16 protein-coding genes are annotated in these 19,297 nt (G+C 67.7%); 10 read left to right on the forward strand and 6 right to left on the reverse strand.

What is annotated here, in order from left to right:
- Positions 1-13 precede the first annotated feature (13 nt).
- Complete coding sequence (locus tag H0264_RS00875; RefSeq protein ID WP_181582191.1) at positions 14-1,195, reverse strand: thiolase family protein; 1,182 nt, start codon at positions 1,193-1,195, stop codon at positions 14-16.
- Between the two features lie 358 nt (positions 1,196-1,553).
- On the opposite strand from H0264_RS00875, the gene H0264_RS00880 reads away from it, so the two are divergent.
- From H0264_RS00880 to H0264_RS00890, 3 genes are read left to right on the forward strand one after another with little or no spacing between them, the layout of a single operon-like run.
- The gene (locus H0264_RS00880; RefSeq protein ID WP_181582192.1) at positions 1,554-2,387 is read left to right on the forward strand and encodes a hypothetical protein; all 834 of its coding nucleotides are present in this window, start codon (positions 1,554-1,556) and stop codon (positions 2,385-2,387) included.
- A gap of 49 nt (positions 2,388-2,436) precedes the next feature.
- Complete coding sequence (locus tag H0264_RS00885; RefSeq protein WP_181582193.1) at positions 2,437-4,404, forward strand: fumarate reductase/succinate dehydrogenase flavoprotein subunit; 1,968 nt, start codon at positions 2,437-2,439, stop codon at positions 4,402-4,404.
- 2 nt (positions 4,405-4,406) lie between these two features.
- Positions 4,407-5,153: a succinate dehydrogenase/fumarate reductase iron-sulfur subunit gene (locus tag H0264_RS00890; RefSeq protein WP_181582194.1), complete on the forward strand. Its 747-nt coding sequence runs from the start codon at positions 4,407-4,409 to the stop codon at positions 5,151-5,153.
- 415 nt (positions 5,154-5,568) lie between these two features.
- Here the strand turns inward: H0264_RS00890 and H0264_RS00900 are convergent, their stop codons facing one another.
- Positions 5,569-5,772: a DUF397 domain-containing protein gene (locus H0264_RS00900; protein WP_181582195.1), complete on the reverse strand. Its 204-nt coding sequence runs from the start codon at positions 5,770-5,772 to the stop codon at positions 5,569-5,571.
- Positions 5,769-6,680, reverse strand: a complete 912-nt coding sequence (locus H0264_RS00905; protein ID WP_476703693.1) for a helix-turn-helix domain-containing protein — start codon at positions 6,678-6,680, stop codon at positions 5,769-5,771. The genes H0264_RS00900 and H0264_RS00905 overlap by 4 nt, the downstream gene beginning before the upstream one ends.
- A gap of 758 nt (positions 6,681-7,438) precedes the next feature.
- Between H0264_RS00905 and H0264_RS00910 the strand changes: the two genes are divergently transcribed.
- From H0264_RS00910 to H0264_RS00920, 3 genes are read left to right on the forward strand one after another with little or no spacing between them, the layout of a single operon-like run.
- The gene (locus H0264_RS00910) at positions 7,439-8,305 is read left to right on the forward strand and encodes a carbohydrate ABC transporter permease (protein WP_181582197.1); all 867 of its coding nucleotides are present in this window, start codon (positions 7,439-7,441) and stop codon (positions 8,303-8,305) included.
- 1 nt (position 8,306) lies between these two features.
- The gene (locus H0264_RS00915) at positions 8,307-9,128 is read left to right on the forward strand and encodes a carbohydrate ABC transporter permease (protein WP_244976080.1); all 822 of its coding nucleotides are present in this window, start codon (positions 8,307-8,309) and stop codon (positions 9,126-9,128) included.
- A 2-nt stretch (positions 9,129-9,130) separates the two neighbouring features.
- Positions 9,131-10,405, forward strand: a complete 1,275-nt coding sequence (locus H0264_RS00920) for an ABC transporter substrate-binding protein (RefSeq protein ID WP_181585196.1) — start codon at positions 9,131-9,133, stop codon at positions 10,403-10,405.
- Here the strand turns inward: H0264_RS00920 and H0264_RS00925 are convergent, their stop codons facing one another.
- The 3 genes from H0264_RS00925 to H0264_RS00935 all read right to left on the reverse strand — a co-directional run bounded on the left by H0264_RS00925 (position 10,406) and on the right by H0264_RS00935 (position 15,044).
- On the reverse strand, positions 10,406-11,329 hold the full coding sequence (locus H0264_RS00925; protein WP_181585197.1) for a DNA-3-methyladenine glycosylase family protein: 924 nt from the start codon (positions 11,327-11,329) through the stop codon (positions 10,406-10,408).
- A gap of 81 nt (positions 11,330-11,410) precedes the next feature.
- The gene (locus tag H0264_RS00930) at positions 11,411-14,191 is read right to left on the reverse strand and encodes an FAD-binding and (Fe-S)-binding domain-containing protein (RefSeq protein WP_181582199.1); all 2,781 of its coding nucleotides are present in this window, start codon (positions 14,189-14,191) and stop codon (positions 11,411-11,413) included.
- Between the two features lie 211 nt (positions 14,192-14,402).
- A complete protein-coding gene (locus H0264_RS00935) occupies positions 14,403-15,044 on the reverse strand; it encodes a peptidase inhibitor family I36 protein (RefSeq protein WP_181582200.1) in 642 nt (213 codons plus the stop codon).
- Between the two features lie 172 nt (positions 15,045-15,216).
- Here H0264_RS00935 and H0264_RS00940 point away from each other — a divergent pair, with 172 nt between their 5' ends.
- The 4 genes from H0264_RS00940 (at position 15,217) to H0264_RS00955 (ending at position 19,292) form a co-directional block, all read left to right on the forward strand.
- The gene (locus H0264_RS00940) at positions 15,217-17,097 is read left to right on the forward strand and encodes an ABC transporter ATP-binding protein (protein ID WP_181582201.1); all 1,881 of its coding nucleotides are present in this window, start codon (positions 15,217-15,219) and stop codon (positions 17,095-17,097) included.
- Between the two features lie 102 nt (positions 17,098-17,199).
- Positions 17,200-17,757 carry a TetR/AcrR family transcriptional regulator gene (locus tag H0264_RS00945; protein WP_181582202.1) on the forward strand — a complete coding sequence of 186 codons (558 nt, stop codon included), beginning with the start codon at positions 17,200-17,202 and terminating at the stop codon, positions 17,755-17,757.
- Positions 17,754-18,272, forward strand: coding sequence for a hypothetical protein (locus tag H0264_RS00950; protein WP_181582203.1), 519 nt, complete (start codon positions 17,754-17,756; stop codon positions 18,270-18,272). The genes H0264_RS00945 and H0264_RS00950 overlap by 4 nt, the downstream gene beginning before the upstream one ends.
- 69 nt (positions 18,273-18,341) lie before the next feature.
- Complete coding sequence (locus H0264_RS00955) at positions 18,342-19,292, forward strand: class I SAM-dependent methyltransferase (RefSeq protein WP_181582204.1); 951 nt, start codon at positions 18,342-18,344, stop codon at positions 19,290-19,292.
- Positions 19,293-19,297 lie beyond the last annotated feature (5 nt).

A 19,297-nucleotide genomic window follows, 5' to 3' on the forward strand; every position in this document is an offset into this window, starting at 1 on the left:
GACGGCGGTGCGGCTAGGCCCGGTGGCGGCCGAAGCGGCGCGGGCGAGCGCCGTGGAAGCGGGCGCCGCGCGGGGTGGCGGCGATCGGGACCGAGTGCGGCGTCTCGAATAGGACCGCCAGGGCCTGGTTCGCACCCGCGGGCATGGTGGCCAGCCCGTATCCGCCTGCACGGCGGGACAATTCGTGCAGCAGCGTGGTGATCACGCGCAGTCCGGCGGCCCCGCCCGGGTCGCCGAGAGCAATGGCCCCGCCATTGACGTTCAATCGTTCGTCGGCATCGAATTTCGTGCCTTCCGACTCCCAGAAGCGGGTCAGGGCAAGCACTTCCACGGCGGTGGTCTCGTCGATCTCGACCAGATCCATATCGCCGACCCGGAAATCACCGGGGGACAGCACTTTGTCCACGGCCAGGGCGGTCGCGGGCACGGCCACCCCGGGATTGCCGGTGGCGGTGGTCCAGCCGAGCAGATAGCCCATCGGCTCCAGGCCGAGATCGGCGAGGCGTTCCTCGGCGACGACCAGGCAGGCGGATGCGGCCAGGGTCGGGGCGCTGCTGTTGCCGGCGGTGCCGATGCCCTCGGGCGCGAGCGGTTCGAGCACGGCGAAACCACGGGTGGAGACGTCGTCGCGCAGGGTCTCGTCGTGGTCCACCAGTTGCCGCACAGCCGAATTCGGGTCACCGGGATCGAGATTGACCACCACCGGGGCGGTTTCGGCGCCGAAGATGCCCTGCCGGTAGGCGCGGGCGGTCCGGCGGTGACTGGAAGCGGCCAAGGCGTCGGCGTCGGCGCGGGTGATGTCGTAACGCCGCGCGAGCGCTTCCTGGCCCGCGAATTCCGGCTGCTCCGAAGCGATTTCGGTGCCGGCCCCGACCACCGCGACCACGTCGGCCGCGCCGGTCTGCACCATCATGGCGGCGGTGACGAGGGCGCGCAGACCGCTGCCCGGTCCGGGACCGATCGCGAATTCACTGACGGCGGGCGAGAGTCCGGCCAGGGGCAGCGCGGCGGACACGGCGGCGGAGCCGTCCACGGCGGACACGACGTGGTCGACGCGCGCGGGGTCCAGGCCGCTGCGGCCGATGGCGGCGGACAGTGCGGTGGCGATCAGCCGGTGCGGAGCGACCGCCGCCAGGGCACCACCTGGCAAACCGACCGGTGTGCGCATCGGCATCACAATCGCGGCTCTTCTCATCACCGGCACCCTCTCTCAGCTCCGGTTCCCGTGCGGGATGTACAGCTCCGATGACAGGGCACCACAGGGTTGTTGCTGCCGTATGACGTGGATGAAGCCAAGAATTGCCGCATTCGCCCGCTTCGGAGCTGCGGTTCGCGAATCGCCCTGCGGGGCCGCCGGGTTCGTGAAGTTGCCGTTCGTTCACCAAGCAAACGACTCACCGAGGCGGCCGGGAAATGTGGCGCAAATCACGGGTTCGCGAAATGGCCGTACGCGGCTCGAGCGATAGCAGCCCTGTCGTAAGGTGCTCACCATCACATTCGATGCCGGAGGTAACGATGACGTACCACGGAGTAGAGCAGCGAGGCAGGCAGCAGTGAGCGCCGCACCGTCCAAGGCTCCCGAATCGGGTGCCGCAGGGGTTTTCAGCAGGAGCCGCGCCGCTATCGCGGCCAAGACGCTGCGCACCGATCGGTGGTGGGTGCCACCGCTCATCACGGTGCTCGGCCTGAGCGTGTTCGTGATCTATGCGACCGTGAGATCCTTTCAGAACAACTGGTATTGGGTGGAGGAATACCACTACCTGACGCCGTTCTACTCGCCGTGTCTCAGCGACGCGTGCGTCCCCGGCTCCAGCCACTTCGGCACGCCGATTCCCAAGCTGCCCAGCTGGATTCCGCTCGGCTTCCTGGTGCTGCCGTTCCTGCTGCTGTTCCGGCTCACCTGCTACTACTACCGCAAGGCCTACTACCGGTCGGTGTGGATGTCGCCGCCGGCCTGCGCGGTGGCCGAGCCGCACGCGAAATACACCGGAGAGACGCGACTTCCGCTGATCATTCAGAACGCGCACCGGTACTTCTTCTATGCCGCCGCCCTCATCGCGGTGATCAACACCTATGACGCGGCCATCTCCTTCCACGGGGCGGACGGGGGCTTCGGCATCGGCCTGGGCTCGCTGATCATCACCGTCAACGCGACGCTGCTGTGGGCGTACACGCTGTCGTGCCACTCCTGCCGGCACATCGCGGGCGGGCGGCTCAAGCACTTCTCGCAGCACCCGGTGCGCTACCGGTTCTGGACCGTGGTGTCGAAGCTGAACACCCGCCACATGCAGCTGGCGTGGACCACGCTCGGCACCCTCATCCTCACCGATCTGTACATCGCACTGGTCGCGGCCGACAAGATCAGCGACCTGCGCATCATCGGCTGACCCATCCCCGTGGCTCCAAAACCACTGTCTGTCAGGAGTATTCGGTTCCATGCCTGAAGTCGAGCGGCACAAGTACGACGTGGTCGTGATCGGTGCCGGTGGCGCCGGCCTGCGTGCGGTCATCGAGGCCCGCGAACACGGGCTGTCGGTGGCGGTGGTGTGCAAGTCCCTGTTCGGCAAGGCGCACACCGTCATGGCGGAGGGCGGCTGCGCGGCCGCCATGGGTAATGCCAATGAGAAGGACAATTGGGAGACCCATTTCAAGGACACCATGCGCGGAGGCAAGTTCCTCAACAACTGGCGCATGGCCGAACTGCACGCGCAGGAGGCTCCCGACCGGGTGTGGGAGCTGGAAACCTATGGGGCGCTGTTCGATCGGACCAAGGACGGCCGGATCAGCCAGCGCAACTTCGGCGGCCACACCTACCCGCGGCTCGCGCATGTCGGCGACCGCACCGGGCTCGAGATCATCCGCACCATGCAGCAGAAGATCGTCTCGCTGCAGCAGGAGGACTTCGCCGCCACCGGTGACTACGAGGCGCGCATCAAGGTGTTCGCCGAATGCACCATCACCGAACTGCTCAAGGACGGGGACAAGATCTCCGGCGCGTTCGGGTACTGGCGGGAGTCGGGGCGGTTCATCCTCTTCGAGACCCCGGCGGTGGTGCTGGCCACGGGCGGAATCGGCAAGTCCTACAAGGTCACGTCCAACTCCTGGGAGTACACCGGGGACGGGCACGCGCTGGCGCTGCGCGCCGGAGCCACGCTGATCAATATGGAATTCCTGCAGTTCCATCCGACCGGCATGGTCTGGCCGCCCAGTGTGAAGGGCATCCTCGTCACCGAGGGCGTGCGCGGCGACGGCGGCGTGCTCAAGAACACCGACGGCGAGCGGTTCATGTTCAACTACATCCCCGCCGTGTTCAAGGGGCAGTACGCCGAGAGCATCGAAGAGGCGGACCAGTGGCTGAAGGACAACGACTCCGCAAGGCGCACACCGGATCTGCTGCCGCGTGACGAGGTCGCACGCGCCATCAACGAGGAGGTGAAGGCGGGTCGCGGCACCCCGCACGGCGGCGTCTACCTGGATATCGCCTCGCGCCTGCCGGCCGCGGAGATCGTGAAGCGGCTGCCGTCCATGCATCACCAGTTCAAGGAGCTGGCGGATGTGGACATCACCAAGGAGCCCATGGAGGTCGGGCCCACCTGCCACTACGTCATGGGCGGCATCGAGGTGGATCCGGATACCGGGGCGGCCACGGTGCCCGGATTGTTCGCCGCCGGTGAGTGTTCCGGCGGTATGCACGGCTCCAACCGGCTCGGCGGTAACTCGCTGTCGGACCTGCTGGTGTTCGGCCGTCGCGCCGGACTGGGCGCGGCCACCTATGTGGAGCAGCTGCCGGGCCGGCCCAAGATCTCCGACACCGATCTGGCGGCGGCCGCGAAAAGTGCTGTGGCGGCATTCGATCCGCCGTCGGACGGACCCGCGGAGAATCCGTACACGCTGCACATGGATCTGCAGCAGACCATGAACGATCTGGTCGGCATCATCCGCAAGGAACACGAGCTGAAGCAGGCCATCGAGAAGCTGGCCGAACTGCGCGAGCGCTACGACCACGTCCAGGTGGAGGGACACCGGCAGTTCAATCCGGGCTGGCATCTCGCACTGGATCTGCGGAACATGCTGCTCATCAGCGAATGCGTGGCGCAGGCGGCCATGCAGCGCACCGAGAGCCGGGGCGGCCACACCCGCGATGATCACCCCAAGATGGACTCCGCGTGGCGCAACAAGCTGCTGGTGTGCCGGATCGATCAGGACGAGATCGGCTTCTCGGTGCCGTCGGTGACGGTGACCCCGGAGCAGCAGCCGCCCATGCGGGCCGACCTGCTCCGGTTGTTCGACCTCGCGGAACTCGAAAAGTATTACGGCCCTGCCGAACTCGAACCACTGCGGGGTGAGGGCGAGCGCACCGTCGTCCCGCCGAGCGGCTCCGCCGACATCGAAGGGGAGTCCTAGCCATGGGCTACGAAGCCAAATTCAAGGTGTGGCGCGGTGATCTCGACGGCGGCGGCCTGCACGACTTCACCGTGGAGGTGAACGAGGGCGAGGTGGTGCTCGACATCATCCACCGGCTGCAGGCCACCCAGGCGCCGGATCTGGCGGTGCGCTGGAACTGCAAGGCGGGCAAGTGCGGTTCCTGCTCGGCGGAGGTGAACGGGCGGCCGCGGCTGCTGTGCATGACGCGCATGTCCACCTTCACCGAGGACGAGGTCGTGACGGTGACGCCGCTGCGCACCTTCCCGGTAATCCGGGACCTGGTCACGGATGTGTCTTTCAACTACGAAAAGGCGCGCGAGATCCCGTCCTTCACCCCGCCGATGGACCTGAAGCCGGGCGACTACCGGATGCAGCAGGCGGATGTGGAACGGTCGCAGGAATTCCGCAAGTGCATCGAATGCTTCCTGTGTCAGAACACCTGCCACGTGGTGCGCGATCACGAGGAGAACAAGGAGTCCTTTGCGGGTCCGCGATACCTGATGCGTATTGCCGAGCTGGAAATGCATCCGCTGGATGTGGCGGACCGGCGCGAACTCGCCCAGGGCGAAGCGGGTTTGGGGATGTGCAATATCACCAAATGCTGCACCGAGGTCTGCCCCGAGCACATCAAGATCACCGACAATGCGCTGATCCCATTGAAGGAGCGGGTCGTGGACCGCAAGTACGACCCGCTGGTTTGGTTGGGTAACAAGCTTTTCCGCCGCTAGGGCGCGACCGACCCTCCAACCATCAGGGGGTTTACGGGGGATGCCCCCGTAAACCCCCGAACCGTTCGGAGGCGGAAGCCTCAGGTCATAGGATGGCGACCACGCCGAGCGCCACGGCACCGACCAGCACACCCACGGCCAGTGCCGGAAGAAATGCTCCGGTGAGTACGTACACGCCCATCGCCGATACCGCGAAGAGCATCCCTACGATCAGCCGTTCCACCCAGTCGTCGGGACCCAATTTCCGGTACCGGGGACGATAATTCCTGAGTCCTCGGTCCACATATTCTTGGTTACCCATGCTTAGCCGGGGCAAACATGTTTTCGTTGCGAAACAGCTACCGAGTCGTGATCTCTCACGATGGACCTCCAGCAGGAGGGTGGCGCGGCGCAAGGTTCGCCGCGCCATTCGCGCTCAGCGTTCGAATACGCCGCTCTCGATACCTGTTGTGAATGAATCCCATTCGCGGGCATCGAATACGAGTGCGGGCCCGGTGGGATTCTTGCTGTCCCGTACGCCCACGTGCCCCGCGGGCAGGAACGCCACCTCCACGCACTCCTTGCCGGCGCCGCTGCGGCTGCTCTTGAACCACGCGGCTCCGGCCAGATCCATGCTCATGCTGAGTACCCTTTCGCTACCTGCCGCAGCAGGATTCTGCTGTCCTGGACGTCCAGCGCGCAGCGTTCCAGACTCTCCTGCGCCTGGCGATAGCGCTGAACATCGCCCTGTCTTTCGAGATACAGATCTCCCGTGAAGCCCTCCACATACACCACGGGAGGTTCCACCGGCTGCCCTTTGCCGTCGGTGCCGAACTCGAGGATCACGAACGGGCCGGTCGAAAGTCCCAGCGGGACACCGGCTTCGAAGGGCAAGATGCGCAGCGCGACATTGGGTCGGGTGCTGAGCTCCGCCAGGTGCCGCACCTGCGCCGCCATCACCCTTGCACCTCCCACCGAGCGGCGCAATACCGATTCGTCGAGCACCATGGCCACGGATGCCGGGCGAGTGCGGCGGGTGATCAGCGCCTGCCGCTGCAGCCGCAGCTGAACGCGCCGATTCAGTTCCGCCGGACCGTCTTCCGGATATCCGAGGCGGTTCAGGGCCCTGGCGTAGTCGGGCGTCTGCAGCAGTCCGGGCACGAGTTCGTTCTGGTAGCAGGACAACTGCTGCGCGGATGCCTCGAGCCCGACGTAGACGTCGAAGTTCTCCGGAATGAGGTCGCCGTAGGAATGCCACCAGCTCTTGACGGCGGCCTGCTGCGCCAAACCCTTGAGCCCGTCGGCGATTTCGCCCGGTATGCCGTAAATGCGGCACAGTTCCTGGATGTCGATGGTGCGGATGCGGTCGGCATTGCCCTTCTCGAGCCGCTGTAGGGTGCTGGCTCCCCATTCCATGAGTTTGGCGGCCTCCGCAATGGTCAACCCTGCCTGTATGCGCCAGTCGCGCAAATAGCGCCCCAGCTGGCGGCGAGGCAGGGTAGACCCGGGGACTTCGGACACAGCGCGCTCCGTTCTCGGTCGCGGCACGGACGATCGCCGGCAACGGTGCGCTACGCTGCGATCCACCGGCTCCCGCCCGGACACACACTTCGGTACACACTTCATCAGCAGGGGTGTTCGTCCACTCTGGATAATCCTGCTCCCCCAGGCGGATTCGCTGCTGGGGATTCGCGCAATTTTGCGTTCTCATCGTCGATTTTCGCCCGCCGGGCGTCTGCCCGTGGTGTGCTGGATGTGTGCCCGGAGAGGTGTTGCTAGGCCCCTTTCCTTTCCTGAAATCCTCCGGGCACTTCAGGAATCTCGTGGGAGGCGTTGAGATGCAACTGACTTCACTGAACATGCACGTGGCCGGTTTGCTGCAGTGTCGCAACGATCCAGGCATGCTGTCAGCCGAACAAGCCCATGCCGCAATGCAATTGCACCTCGATTGCACGGTGGAGACATGTTCGGTGCGACGCCGCGCGCGGACCACACTGGTGGAATCGGGCCGGTGCGTACTCGACGAGCGCGCCCTGCCCTGACGAGAAACGGCCGGGGGCGAGCCGGGGAAGGCCCCTCGCCGGTATACCGCTGCCGCACAGCGTGTTCGACATCGCACCACCTCCCTCCGGGTGGTGCGATCAGGGCGGTCCGCCGCCCGCGAACTCGTCCCGACGCGTGCCGCAGCGCGGTTCGGCCCGTCCGCTCCACAGACGGCGGCCGGGTCGAACCGCACCCGGGAATCATCCGCACGCCGCGATGTCGATGCGCCGAGTTGCATCAGAGTGCCGGTAGCGTCGCATTTCATGAACCGGAGGGTTCGCCGCGCCGCGGCCAGTTATGCCCTGCTGCTGCCCAGCCTCGTCGGTGTCGGCGGCTTCCTGCTCCTGCCCATCGCGATCGTGCTGTGGCTGAGCGTGCACAGTTGGAATCTGCTGGGGCCCGTGGAATTCACCGGATCGAGCAATTGGCGGTCGGTGCTGTCGGATGGGGAGTTCGGGCATTCACTGGTGGTGACGCTGGGGCTGACGGCGCTGGTGGTGCCGATTCAGACAGCGCTGGGGTTCGCGGTCGCGGCGCTGCTGGCGCGGCGCGGGCGGGGTGGGACGGTGCTGCGGGTGGTGTACGCGCTGCCGTGGATGTGTGCGCCGGTGGCGGTGGGGGTGGTGTGGCAGTGGATCTTCGCGCCCAGTGATGGGGCGTTGAATGCGGTGCTGGGGCGGCGGGTCGAGTGGCTCAGTTCGCCGGGGCTGGCGCTGCCTGCGGTGGTGGCGGTGCTGGTGTGGATGAACGTCGGGTATGTGGCGCTGTTCTTTGTCGCGGGGATTCGGGCGATTCCGGGCGAAATACTTGATGCGGGGGCGTTGGACGGGGCCACGGGGTGGCGGCGAACGCGGTGGCTGGTCCTTCCGCTGCTGCGGCCGACCATGTTCTTCGTGCTGGTCACGGGCGTGCTGACGGTCTTTCAGACATTCGACACCGTGTACGCGCTGACGCGGGGCGGGCCGGAGCATCGGACGGATGTCGTTGCCATGCGGATGTATTCGGAGGCGTTCGAGGCGGCGCAGCCGGGGCGGGCGGCGGTCATGGCGGTGGTGGTGTTCGCGATCATGTTCGTGATCACGGTGGCGCAGTATCGGTATTTCCGGGATCGGACCAGCTATGAATACTGAAATGCGCGGGGGGATGGGGCGGTCCGTCGTCGCGTATCTGATTCTGGTGGCGGGGGCGCTGCTGACGGTCGCGCCGCTGGTGTTGAGTGCGGTCACGGCATTGAAGACGCCGGGGCAGTTCGCGGGTGAATCCGCTTTGGCGCCACCGCATCCGGTGACAGGCGACAATTTCGCGACCGTGCTCGGGCAGGGGCTGGGGCGGGCCGTGGTGGTCACCGCGCTCATGACGGTGTTCATCACCTGCGGGCAGCTGCTCACCTCGATTCTCGCGGCATATGCGTTCGCGCGCACCGAATTTCCCGGGCGAGAGGCGCTGTTCTGGGTGTATCTCGGCACCATGATGGTGCCGCCCGCGGTCACGCTGATTCCGCTGTATCTGATGTTCGCGAAGGCGGGCTGGCTCAATACCTTCTGGGCGCTGGTGCTGCCGTTCGTGTTCGGGTCGCCGTACGCCATATTCCTGCTGCGGCAATACTTTCGCTCCATCCCGGGGGAGATCGTCGACTCCGCGCGGATGGACGGAGCCAACACCCTCGACATTCTGGTGCACGTGGTGGTGCCCATGAGCCGGCCGATCCTGGCCACGCTGACGGTGATCACCGTTGTCACGCAATGGAACAGCTTCATGTGGCCGCTGGTCGCGGCCAGCGGGCCGAAATGGCAGGTGCTGACCGTGGCGACCGCCACTATGCAGACCCGGTACAACGCACAGTGGACGCTCGTCATGGCCGCGACCACCCTCGCCATCGTGCCCCTGGTGGTGGTGTTCGTGGTCTTCCAGCGGCAGGTGCTGCGCTCCATCGCGTGGACGGGGCTCAAATGAGGATCAAGGATTCGACGCGGGCCGTGCTCGGGGTGCTGGTGGCGCTCGCACTGCTCGTCGGAGCGGCCCTGTGGCTGGGGCGCGACACCGGGGACGGTGGGCGGACCGTGGTGCGGCTGCGCATCTGGGATCAGAGCTTCGTACCCGCCTACCGGGACTCGCTGGATGAGTTCCAGCGCGCCAATCCCGACGTCGAAGTGCGAATCACGCTGGTGCCGTGGGCTTCCTACGCGCAGAAACTGCGCCTGGATGTGGCGGGCGGGATCGCCGACGACCTGTTCTGGACCAGCCTGTACGAGGACTACGCCGACAGCGGGCATCTGATGGATATCGGTGCGGCACTCGGTGGCGACGCGGCGCGGGCGTGGGATCCGGCGGCGGTCACCCAGTTCACCCGTAATGGAACCCTCTGGGCGGTACCGCAATTCGTGGACGGCGGGACCGCGCTCTACTACAACCGGGATCTGCTGGAGCGGGCCGGAGTCGATCCGGGCACGTTGGCCGGGCTGCGCTGGAGCAGCGAGGAAGGCATCGACACCTTCCGGCCGCTGCTGCGCCAGCTGAGCGGCGTCGCGCCGTGGCCGTACAACGCCGCCAACGACTTTCAGTCCATTCTGCTGCCCTACCTCGGCTCGGCGGGTGGACGGTTCCAGCAGGACGGACGGTTCGCCTTCGCGAGCGAGCAGGGCCGCGACGCCTTCGGCTACCTCACCCGTCTGATCGCCGACGGGCTCTCACCGTCGGCCGCCGACACCAACAATTCCAGCGACTTCGCGAAAAACGCCTTCCTGCAAGGCCGTATGCCGCTGTTCCAATCCGGCACCTTCAACCTCGCGACGGTGCAGCAGAGCGCCGGCTTCCGCTGGGGCGTGGCCCTGATTCCGGCCGGCCCCGCCGGGCGGGTGAGCGCCAACAATGCCATCGGCCTGTCCGGCAATACCGCCACCGCGCATCCCGAGGCGGTGCGGCGGGTCCTGGCTTGGCTCGGCAGCGCCCAGGGCAACCGCTATCTCGCGATGGACGGCAACACCATTCCGGCGGTCGTCTCCGAACAGCAGCTCTACCGCGACTACTGGGCGCAGCGCGGCATCGACGTGTCACCCTTCTTCGATGTGCTGCGCGGCGAACAGATCTCGGCGGGCGGCGGCGCCGGATTCCAGGCCGCGATCCAGGCCATCTTCCCCGTCTTCGACGAAATGTTCCTCGGCCGCATTCCCGTCACCGATGCCCTGGATCGGGCACAAGCCGTGGGCGACAAGGCAATCGACCAGCAGTGATCAGATCCGGCTGTGATCGGTGTACGGCGTGCGCGGCCCGAACTTCGGCTTGTGCGCGAACCCCGCCAGGCCGAGCAGTCGCACGGCCCGATACCGGTGCGGCCGCAGCGGTTCCAGGTATTCCACCATCGCGTCATCATCGATGGGCCGCCCCAGCAGCGTCCACCCGACGATCGACGCGAGATGAAAATCCCCCACCGACAACGCATCCGAATCCCCGAACGCCCGCTGCGCGATCTCGGCCGCCGTCCACACCCCGATCCCCGGCACCGTCCGCACCCGCCGCTCGGCCTCCTCCCGGCTGAACCCCGCCGCCTGCTCCAGCTTCGGCGCCACCCGCGCCGCCAGCACGATCGTCCGGGACCGCTGCGGCTCCACATTCGCCCGATGCCACACCCACGACGGAATATGCCGCCACGTCTCCGCGTCCGGCATCACCCGCAACCCGTCGGGCGCGGGCCCCGGCGCGGGAGTCCCGTACTTCCACACCAGCTTCCGCCACGAGGCATGCGCCGTCTTCGTATGCACCTTCTGCTCCAGCACAGCGGGCACCAGCGCCTCGAACACCAGCCCGGTCCGCAGCATCCGCAATCCCGGATTCAGCCGATGCGCCTCCACCACCTTCGGATGCTCCGGCAGGAAATCGCCGAGATCCTCGTCGAGGCACAGCATGGATTCGAGCCCTTCGAGAAACTCCTCCGCCCCCGGCCCCCACGCCTTCGCCTCCACCGCACACCGATCGACCTGCTTCAGCCGATAGGTCACCACCCCGCTCGGCATCCGCGACGCATGCCAGTGCCCGCCGTCCGGCGTCTCCCTATGACACGGATCCCCATACCCGCGTCGCAGCGGCTCGACGGTCGCGGCGAGATCGATCGGCCGCTCCGACCGCACGATCCGCACACGAGCGGAAGCGGTCGGCACGGAAGTCACCGCGCCATTCTCCTCGACGGGCTCCCCGGCGCGGCCGGAACCCACACGGGAGGTGACTCGGCGCACAGGAGCCTACGGATCGAGGAGGAACTGGGCCAGGTGGCGGAAGGTGCGACCGGCCAGCTGGTCGGCCTGGGTGCGGCAGGAGAATCCGTCGGCCAGCAGAACCGCGTCCGGGGGAGCCGCGCGCAAGGCCGGGAGCAGGGACGTTTCCGCCACCGCCACCGAGGTTTCGTAATGGCCGCGCTGCATGCCGAAGTTCCCGGCCAAGCCGCAGCAGCCGGAGAGTTCGGTGATCGTCGCACCGGTGCGCTCCAGAATGCGCCGGTCCGCGGCGAATCCGAGGACCGCGTGCTGATGACAGTGCGGCTGCACCAGCACCGTGGTTCCGGTGCGGTCGGGCGGCTGCCAGCCGGGCTGGGTTGCCAGGAACTCGGCGAGGGTGCGGACCGCTCGGGCCACCTCGGCGGCACGCGGATCGTCCGAGAGCAGGCGGGGCAGGTCTTCGCGGAGCGCGGCCGTGCAGGACGGCTCCATGCCGACCACCAGCCCGCCCGCGCCGACATGCTCGGCGAGAGCATCGACGGTGGCGCGCAGGCGTTTTCGCGCGCCGTCGAGCTGGCCGGTCGTGATCCAGGTGAGCGCGCAACACACGCGCCGGTCGGGCAGCTCGACCGGGCAGCCGGTGCTTTCGATCAATTGCACTGCGGCAGAGGCAATTTCCGGATCGAACGCATCGGTGAAGGTGTCGAGCCACAGCAGCACCGGAGGATTCCGCGTCTGGCTGAAGCCCGCACCGGAATCGTGGTCCCGCCAGATCCGGCGGAAGCTTCGGGAGGCCAGCGGCGGGACGGGACGGCGCGGGTCCATGCCGCCTGCGCGCAATCCGATTCGCCGCAGCGGTCCGAACGCGGCGAGGCGGTTCGACATGCGAGGGGCGCGGGTGGCGGCGCTCAGCCACTGCGGGAGGCGGCCGAGGGAGTAGTGGTCCAGCGGGCGGATTCGGCCTCGGAAGCGGCGGTGCAGAGTTTCGGATTTGTAGGTGGCCATGTCCACGCCCGCAGGGCAGTCCGAACCGCACGCCTTGCAGGACAGGCACAGGTCGAGGGATTCGGCGACCGCGTCCGAGCGCCAATCCAATTCGCCGCGGACCACCTCCTGGAGGACTCGGACGCGGCCGCGGGTGGAGTCCTTCTCGTCGGCGGTGGCCAGGTAGGAGGGGCACATGAAGCCGCCGGAGGCGCGGGTGTCGGCGCGGCATTTGCCGACGCCCACGCAGCGGTGGACGGCGGTGGCGAGGTCGCCGTCGGCGGGGAAGGCGAAGCCGTCAGCCGTCGGCAGCGGTCGCAGGCCGGCCAGGCGCAGGTCGGTGTCGATGGGGTTCGGGTGAACTGCCACACCGGGATTCAGGACATCGTCGGGGTCGAAGAGGGATTTGAAGCCGGCGAAGGCCCGTAGCGCCTGCTCGGAGTACATGAAGCGGAGGAGTTCGGAGCGGGCCCGGCCGTCGCCGTGCTCGCCGGAGAGGGAGCCGCCGAAGCGCACCACCTGGCGGGCCGCGTCCTCCAGGAAAGCTCGGAAGCGTTGCGGCGCATCCACTATCGGGAGATCCAGGCGGACGTGGATGCAGCCGTCGCCGAAGTGACCGTAGAGCAGGCCGTCGACACCGTGCTCACGGGTGAGATCGGCGAATTCGCGCAGATACGCGCCGAGGCGATCCGGCGGCACGGCGGCATCCTCCCAGCCGGGCCAGGCGGGATGGCCGTCGGGGGTGCGACCGGCGAGTCCGGCTCCATCGGCGCGTATGCCCCAGAGTGCTTGGGCCTCAGCCTTGTTCGTCACCACGCGGGAATCCAGCGCGGTGGCCGACGACGCGAGGAACTCGGCGACCTCCCGCGCCTGCTCGGCCGTCTCGCCCGCGATCTCCACCAGCAGCCAGCCGCCGCCGCGCGGCAGCTCCGGGACGGCGCCGCGATGCGATCGCACGACATCGACCAGCCGGGCATCCATGCCCTCGACGGCGATCGGGTGGGCGGCCGTCACCGCCTTGATATCGTCTGCGGCCGTGGGCATGTCGGCGTAACCGAGCACCACGAGCACGGTGGCGGCGGGCACCGGCACCAGATCGACCGTCGCCTCCAGCAGCAGCCCGCAGGTGCCCTCGGTGCCGACGAACGCCTTCGCGAGCGACGAACCCCGTTCCGGCAGTAGATGTTCCAGCGCGTACCCGGACGCCTGGCGTTCGAAGCGCCCCAGCTCGGTGCGGATCACCGCCAGATTCGCGCGGGTGAACTCGGCCAGCCCCGGAATTTCCGCCAGGTCCTCACGTAGCCGACGCTCGACCCCGCTGCCGTCGAGAATCAGCAGTTCACGCACCGTATCCGAGGTTCGTCCCCAGGCGACGGCGCGCGGCCCGCAGGCATTGTTGCCGATCATCCCGCCCAGCGTGCACCGGTTCTGCGTCGAAGGATCGGGCCCGAAGCGCAGTCCGTGCCGCGCGGCCTCCCGCTGGAGCGCACCGAGCACGACACCGGGCTGCACGCGCGCGATCCGCCGTTCCGGATCCAATTCCGGAATCCCGTTCAGGTGCCGGCTGAAGTCCAGCACCAGGCCGGGCCCAATGGCATTGCCCGCCACCGAGGTTCCCGCCCCGCGCGCGGTCACCGCGAGCCCCTCGCCCCGCGCGATCCCGAGCGCCGCCGCCACATCGCCCGCGGTGCGCGGAAACACCACGGCCGCCGGCAGCACCCGATAGTTCGAGGCGTCCGAGGCGTACTCGGCCCGCCGGCGCGCATCGGTATCGACCTCCCCGTCGACCGCAGCGCGCAAGGCCCGCTCCCATGATCCGCGCATCCCCCAACCCTAGATGCCGCGTCCAAGGCCCCGGAGTGACCCGGGCCCACCAGATCCAACACGAACCCAGCCAGCCGCCCAAGCGGCTCGACGGGTCGATACTGCAATGGCACTCGGTTCACCGGCCCGACGAGGTCGGCTGGAGTCCGAAGCCCTGCCCACCCCAGGGGGTTCGGGGGCGAAGCCCCTGAGAACCCCCGAAGAGTTCGGGCTATCCGACCTTGATCGAGCTCGTACCGCTCGGCAGCTGGTAGCCGTTGTACACGGCGTCGTGGCCGGCGTAGGTGTACGCCCAGCTCGCGTAGTTGTAGTCCTCGTAGAGGTTGACTTCCTTGCCGGAGCGGTTGCGCATGGAGACGGCCTTGTTGTCGGCGTTCCATTGACGCAGGTCCAGGCTGCCGATCTTGAACTTGTACATGTTGCCGGTGGCGTTGGGGCCGTCGAACAGGCAGACCCAGGTGTCGGGGCACTGGTTGTAGCCGACGGCGTGGTCGTTGTGCACGGTCAGTGAGCTGATGTCGAAGTCCGGGGTGTCGTCGAGCTGATCATTGGGCTGGATGGCGTAGCTGATGCCCTTGTAGTTGCGGTCGGTGAACAAGCTGACTTCCGCGCCGGTGCGGTTGTAGAGGGAGCGAGTGAAATCCTCGGCGCCCCATTCCGCAAGGTTGGCGGAGCCGATGGCGAACTTCTTCATCGTGCCCTCGCCGTCCGGCCGATCGAAGAGGCAGATCCAGCCGGTGGGGCAGCGCTCGTACCCGGTGGCGGCCTGTGCGGGAGTGCTCCCGGCCAGGGTGGATGCGAAGGCGAGCAGGCCGATTCCGGCCAGACCGGCCAGGCGAGAACGGAGGGACATGATGAGTTCCTTTGTGCCGAACGTTGTTTCAGCACACGGTCCGATATCCGGCCAATTGTTCACCAACAGCGAACCAACGGTCCGGTCGGAAGCACTTGCCCTCAACCTTTGTTGAGGTCTTACTGTCGGTGGTCCGGGGTTCGATGAGACTCCGAGCGGTGAGGAGTGCGGGATGAGTATGGAATCCGTGGCGTGGAATCAGCTGTACCGGCAGATGAACGCGCCCACCGAGCAGCGTCCACTGCGGCTGGCCACGGCCAAGCGGATTCTGGCGTTCGCGCGGCGGCACCATCGGCGGCTGGCGTGGTTCCTGGTGCTGAGCATCGGGTCGGCGCTGCTGGCGGTCGCCACACCGGTGCTGGCCGGGCGGGTCGTGGACACCATCGTCGGCGGCGGGCCGGCGCGTACGGTGGTCGTGCTCGCGGCGATCATCGCCGTGGTCGCGGTGCTGGATGCGGGTCTCGGGCTGGTCATTCGCTGGCTGTCGGCCCGCATCGGCGAGGGCCTGATCTTCGATCTGCGCACCGCCGTCTTCGATCACGTGCAGCGCATGCCGGTGGCGTTCTTCACCCGCACCCGGACCGGCGCACTCGTCAGCCGGCTCAACAATGACGTGATCGGCGCGCAGCGGGCCTTCAGCTCCACCCTGTCCGGTGTGGTCACCAACGTGGTCACGCTGGCGCTCACCCTCGTGGTGATGCTGCGCCTGTCCTGGCAGATCACGCTGCTGGCCCTGGTCCTGCTGCCGGTGTTCGTGCTGCCCGCCCGGCGGATGGGGGAGCGGCTGGCCGGAATTCAGCGCGAGGCGTCCGGTCTGAACGCGGCCATGAGCACGCAGATGACCGAGCGTTTCTCCGCGCCCGGCGCCACCCTGGTGAAGCTGTTCGGCCGCCCGCAGCAGGAATCCGCCGAATTCGCCACGCGCGCAGGGCGAGTACGCGATATCGGCGTTCGCACGGCCATGCTGCAGACCGTGTTCGTCACCGCGCTCACGCTGGTGTCGGCGCTGGCCCTGGCGCTCGTCTATGGGCTCGGCGGCTACATGGCACTGCGCGGGCAGCTGGATCCCGGTGCGGTGGTGGCGCTTTCACTGCTGCTGACCCGGCTGTACTCACCGCTCACGGCGCTGGCCAGTGCGCGCGTGGATGTCATGTCGGCCATGGTGAGCTTCGAGCGGGTCTTCGAGATCCTGGATCTGAAGCCGCTCATCGAGGACGCGCCGGAGGCGAAGCCGGTGCCGGAGGGTCCGGTCGCGGTGGAGCTCGACCACGTGCGCTTCGGCTACCCGTCCGCCGACAAGGTGTCGCTCGCCTCGCTGGAGGATGTGGCCACGCTGGACACCCGCGGCGGCGAAGAGGTGCTGCACGGTGTGTCGCTGCGCGCCGAACCCGGGCAGCTGGTGGCCCTGGTCGGCTCCTCCGGCGCGGGGAAATCCACCATCGCCCAACTGGTTTCGCGCCTCTACGACGTGGATTCCGGGTCCGTGCGGCTCGGCGGCACCGATGTGCGCGAGTTGACCGGGCGTTCCATTCAGGACACCGTCGGCCTGGTCACCCAGGACGGGCATCTGTTCCACGACACCATTCGCGCCAACCTGCTGCTGGCCCGGCCCGAGGCCACCGAGGACGAGCTGTGGGACGCGCTGCGCCGCGCCCGCCTGTTCGAGCTGATCTCCGCGCTGCCCGACGGTTTGGACACCGTGGTCGGCGAACGCGGCTACCGGCTCTCCGGCGGCGAGCGGCAGCGGCTCACCATTGCCCGGCTGCTGCTCAAGCAACCGCGCGTGGTGATCCTGGACGAGGCCACCGCCTCCCTGGACTCGACCTCCGAGGCAGCGGTGCAGGAGGCGCTGGCCGAGGCGCTCGACGGCCGGACCGCGCTGGTCATCGCGCACCGCCTGTCGACGATTCGGAACGCGGATCAGATCGTGGTGCTCGAGCACGGCACCGTGGTGGAACGCGGCACGCACACCCAGCTGCTGGCGGCGGGTGGCCGGTACGCGGAGCTGTACCGGACCCAGTTCGCCGACGACAGCACGCCGGCAGCGGCCTGAGATCACCGGAAGCCGCACGGGAGCAAGGTTTTTCGCTCTTGTGCGGCTTTCTTTTCGCGGCTTATTATGACTGAACAGTCAGTCATAATAAGCGAGGTGCGCATGTCACCGAAGAGGGTCGACAAGACCGCACGGCGACAGGAGATCCTGGCTGCGGCCGTGCGGGTCTTCGCCCGAAAAGGCTTCGCCGCCTCCCGAATAGACGATGTCGCCACCGAAGCCGGCATCGCCAAGGGCAGCGTCTACCTGTACTTCGACAGCCGAGATGCCTTGCTGGCCGCGGCATTCGAGCAGTACAGCGGAGATTCGCAGGCCATCGTGCGCCGGATCCTGGAGAGCGACGCACCGCCGCTGGACCGCTTCGCCACGCTGGTGCGCGAAGTGCTCGGCGCACTGGCCACGACTCCGGACCACGCCCGGATCCTGCTGGACCTGTGGGCCACCGACTACATGCGCGAGGTCTATCAGGAGCATCGCGTACTCATCACCGGGTTGCTGCGCGAGATCCGGCCCGATCTGGGCGAAGCACACGCCACCGTGATCGTCGGCGTCATCGAGGGCGTGCTGCTGCAATGGCTGGTCGATCCCGAGGTCCCGGTAGGCGAACTGGCACAACCGATTCTGGACATCTGCATCGACGGACTGCGGGAGCGAACATGACCACCCTGACCCTCAACGAACGGCTCATCGCGCCCGGCGCGACCACGGGGGAGAGTCTCGCCTGCTACCTCACCGCCGCGGCGGGAGCCATCGGTGCCGTGCTGCTCGCCCTCGACGCGGAGCTGCCCGGACTCGCCGTCGCGGTGATCGCGCTTGTGGCCTTCGATCTGTGTGGTGGGGCCGTGGTGAATTCGACGTCGGCGGCGAAACGGCATTTCCATCGGCCGGGGCGCACGCGGTGGCATCACCTGGGGTTCGTCGCGATTCATGTGCAGCCGTTCCTGCTCGCCCTCGTGGTGCCGGGATTCGGCTGGGCCGCAGCGGGATTCGTGTACGCCCTGGCGCTCGGCGGAGCGGTCGCGGTGCTGGCCGCGCCGGTGCGGCTGCGCAAACCGGTGGCCTTCGCGTGGGTGACGCTCGCCATGCTGGCTCCGATCGGACTGCCCGCGGCCCTGGTCTGGGTGACACCGGTGCTGCTCATCAAGCTGCTGCTCGCCCATCTCCAGCCCGAGTGAGCCGACACGTTTGCCGAATCGGCAAAAGAACTTGCCGACGTCTCGGTGGGCCGAGCTAGCGTCGTTCCCATGGGAACGCACTCGCACGGACATTCGCACGGTCACCAGCACGGCAACGGTCACAGCCACGGGCATGGGCATGGGCACACCCACGACAACATCGACTGGTCCACCATGCTCGAGCGGCTGCGCCAGGACGACTCCATCGAGGCCGCCACCCAGGCGCAGATCGCGGAGCGACTGGTCGGACTGCTCACCCCTGAGAACGATCAGCCCACCGTCCTCGATATCGGCGCGGGCGCGGGCGGCCAGAGCGTCGCCTTCGCCCTCGAACTCGCGCGGCGCGGCGGCGGCCGGCTCGTCATCGCCGACGCGGTCCCGGAACTCCTCGAAGCCGCGCGCGAGGCGGTGCTGACAGCCCTGAACGGCGACGATCGAGTGAAGGTCGACACCGTCCGCGTCGACGCCGCCTCCGACGAGATCTTCGACGTGGTGCCGCTGACCGATCTGGTCTGGGCCTCCCGCATGGTGCATCACCTGCCCGACCAGCAGGCCGGCACCTCGCGCCTGGCCCGCCTGGTGCGGCCCGGCGGCTGGCTGGCCCTCGCCGAGGGCGGGCTGCAGACCCGTTGCCTGCCTTGGGATCTCGGTGTCGGCGCACCCGGCCTGCAGGATCGCCTGCTGGCCGCCCGCGATGCGGGCTTCGCGCAGATGCGCGCCGAGATCGACGGTTCGGTGCGCATGCCCTACGGCTGGAATGTGGCGCTGACCAAGGCCGGGCTCTCCGAGGTGACCTCCTTCAGCGTGGTCACCGACCATCCCGCCCCGGTGTCGCCGGAGGTGCGCGCCTCGGTGACCGCATGGCTCGTCTGGCTTCTGGAGCGGACCGCCGAGCGGTTGGATGCGGACGATCGTACGGCCGTCGGTACGCTGCTCGATCCGTCCTCCGACGCGTATATCGGTGCGCGCGAAGATGTTTACCTGCTGGGCGCGACCACCGTCTACCTGGGACGTCACTGAACGAA

Origin of the sequence: Nocardia huaxiensis (assembly GCF_013744875.1) — a bacterium.
Classification (GTDB): Bacteria; Actinomycetota; Actinomycetes; order Mycobacteriales; family Mycobacteriaceae; genus Nocardia; species Nocardia huaxiensis.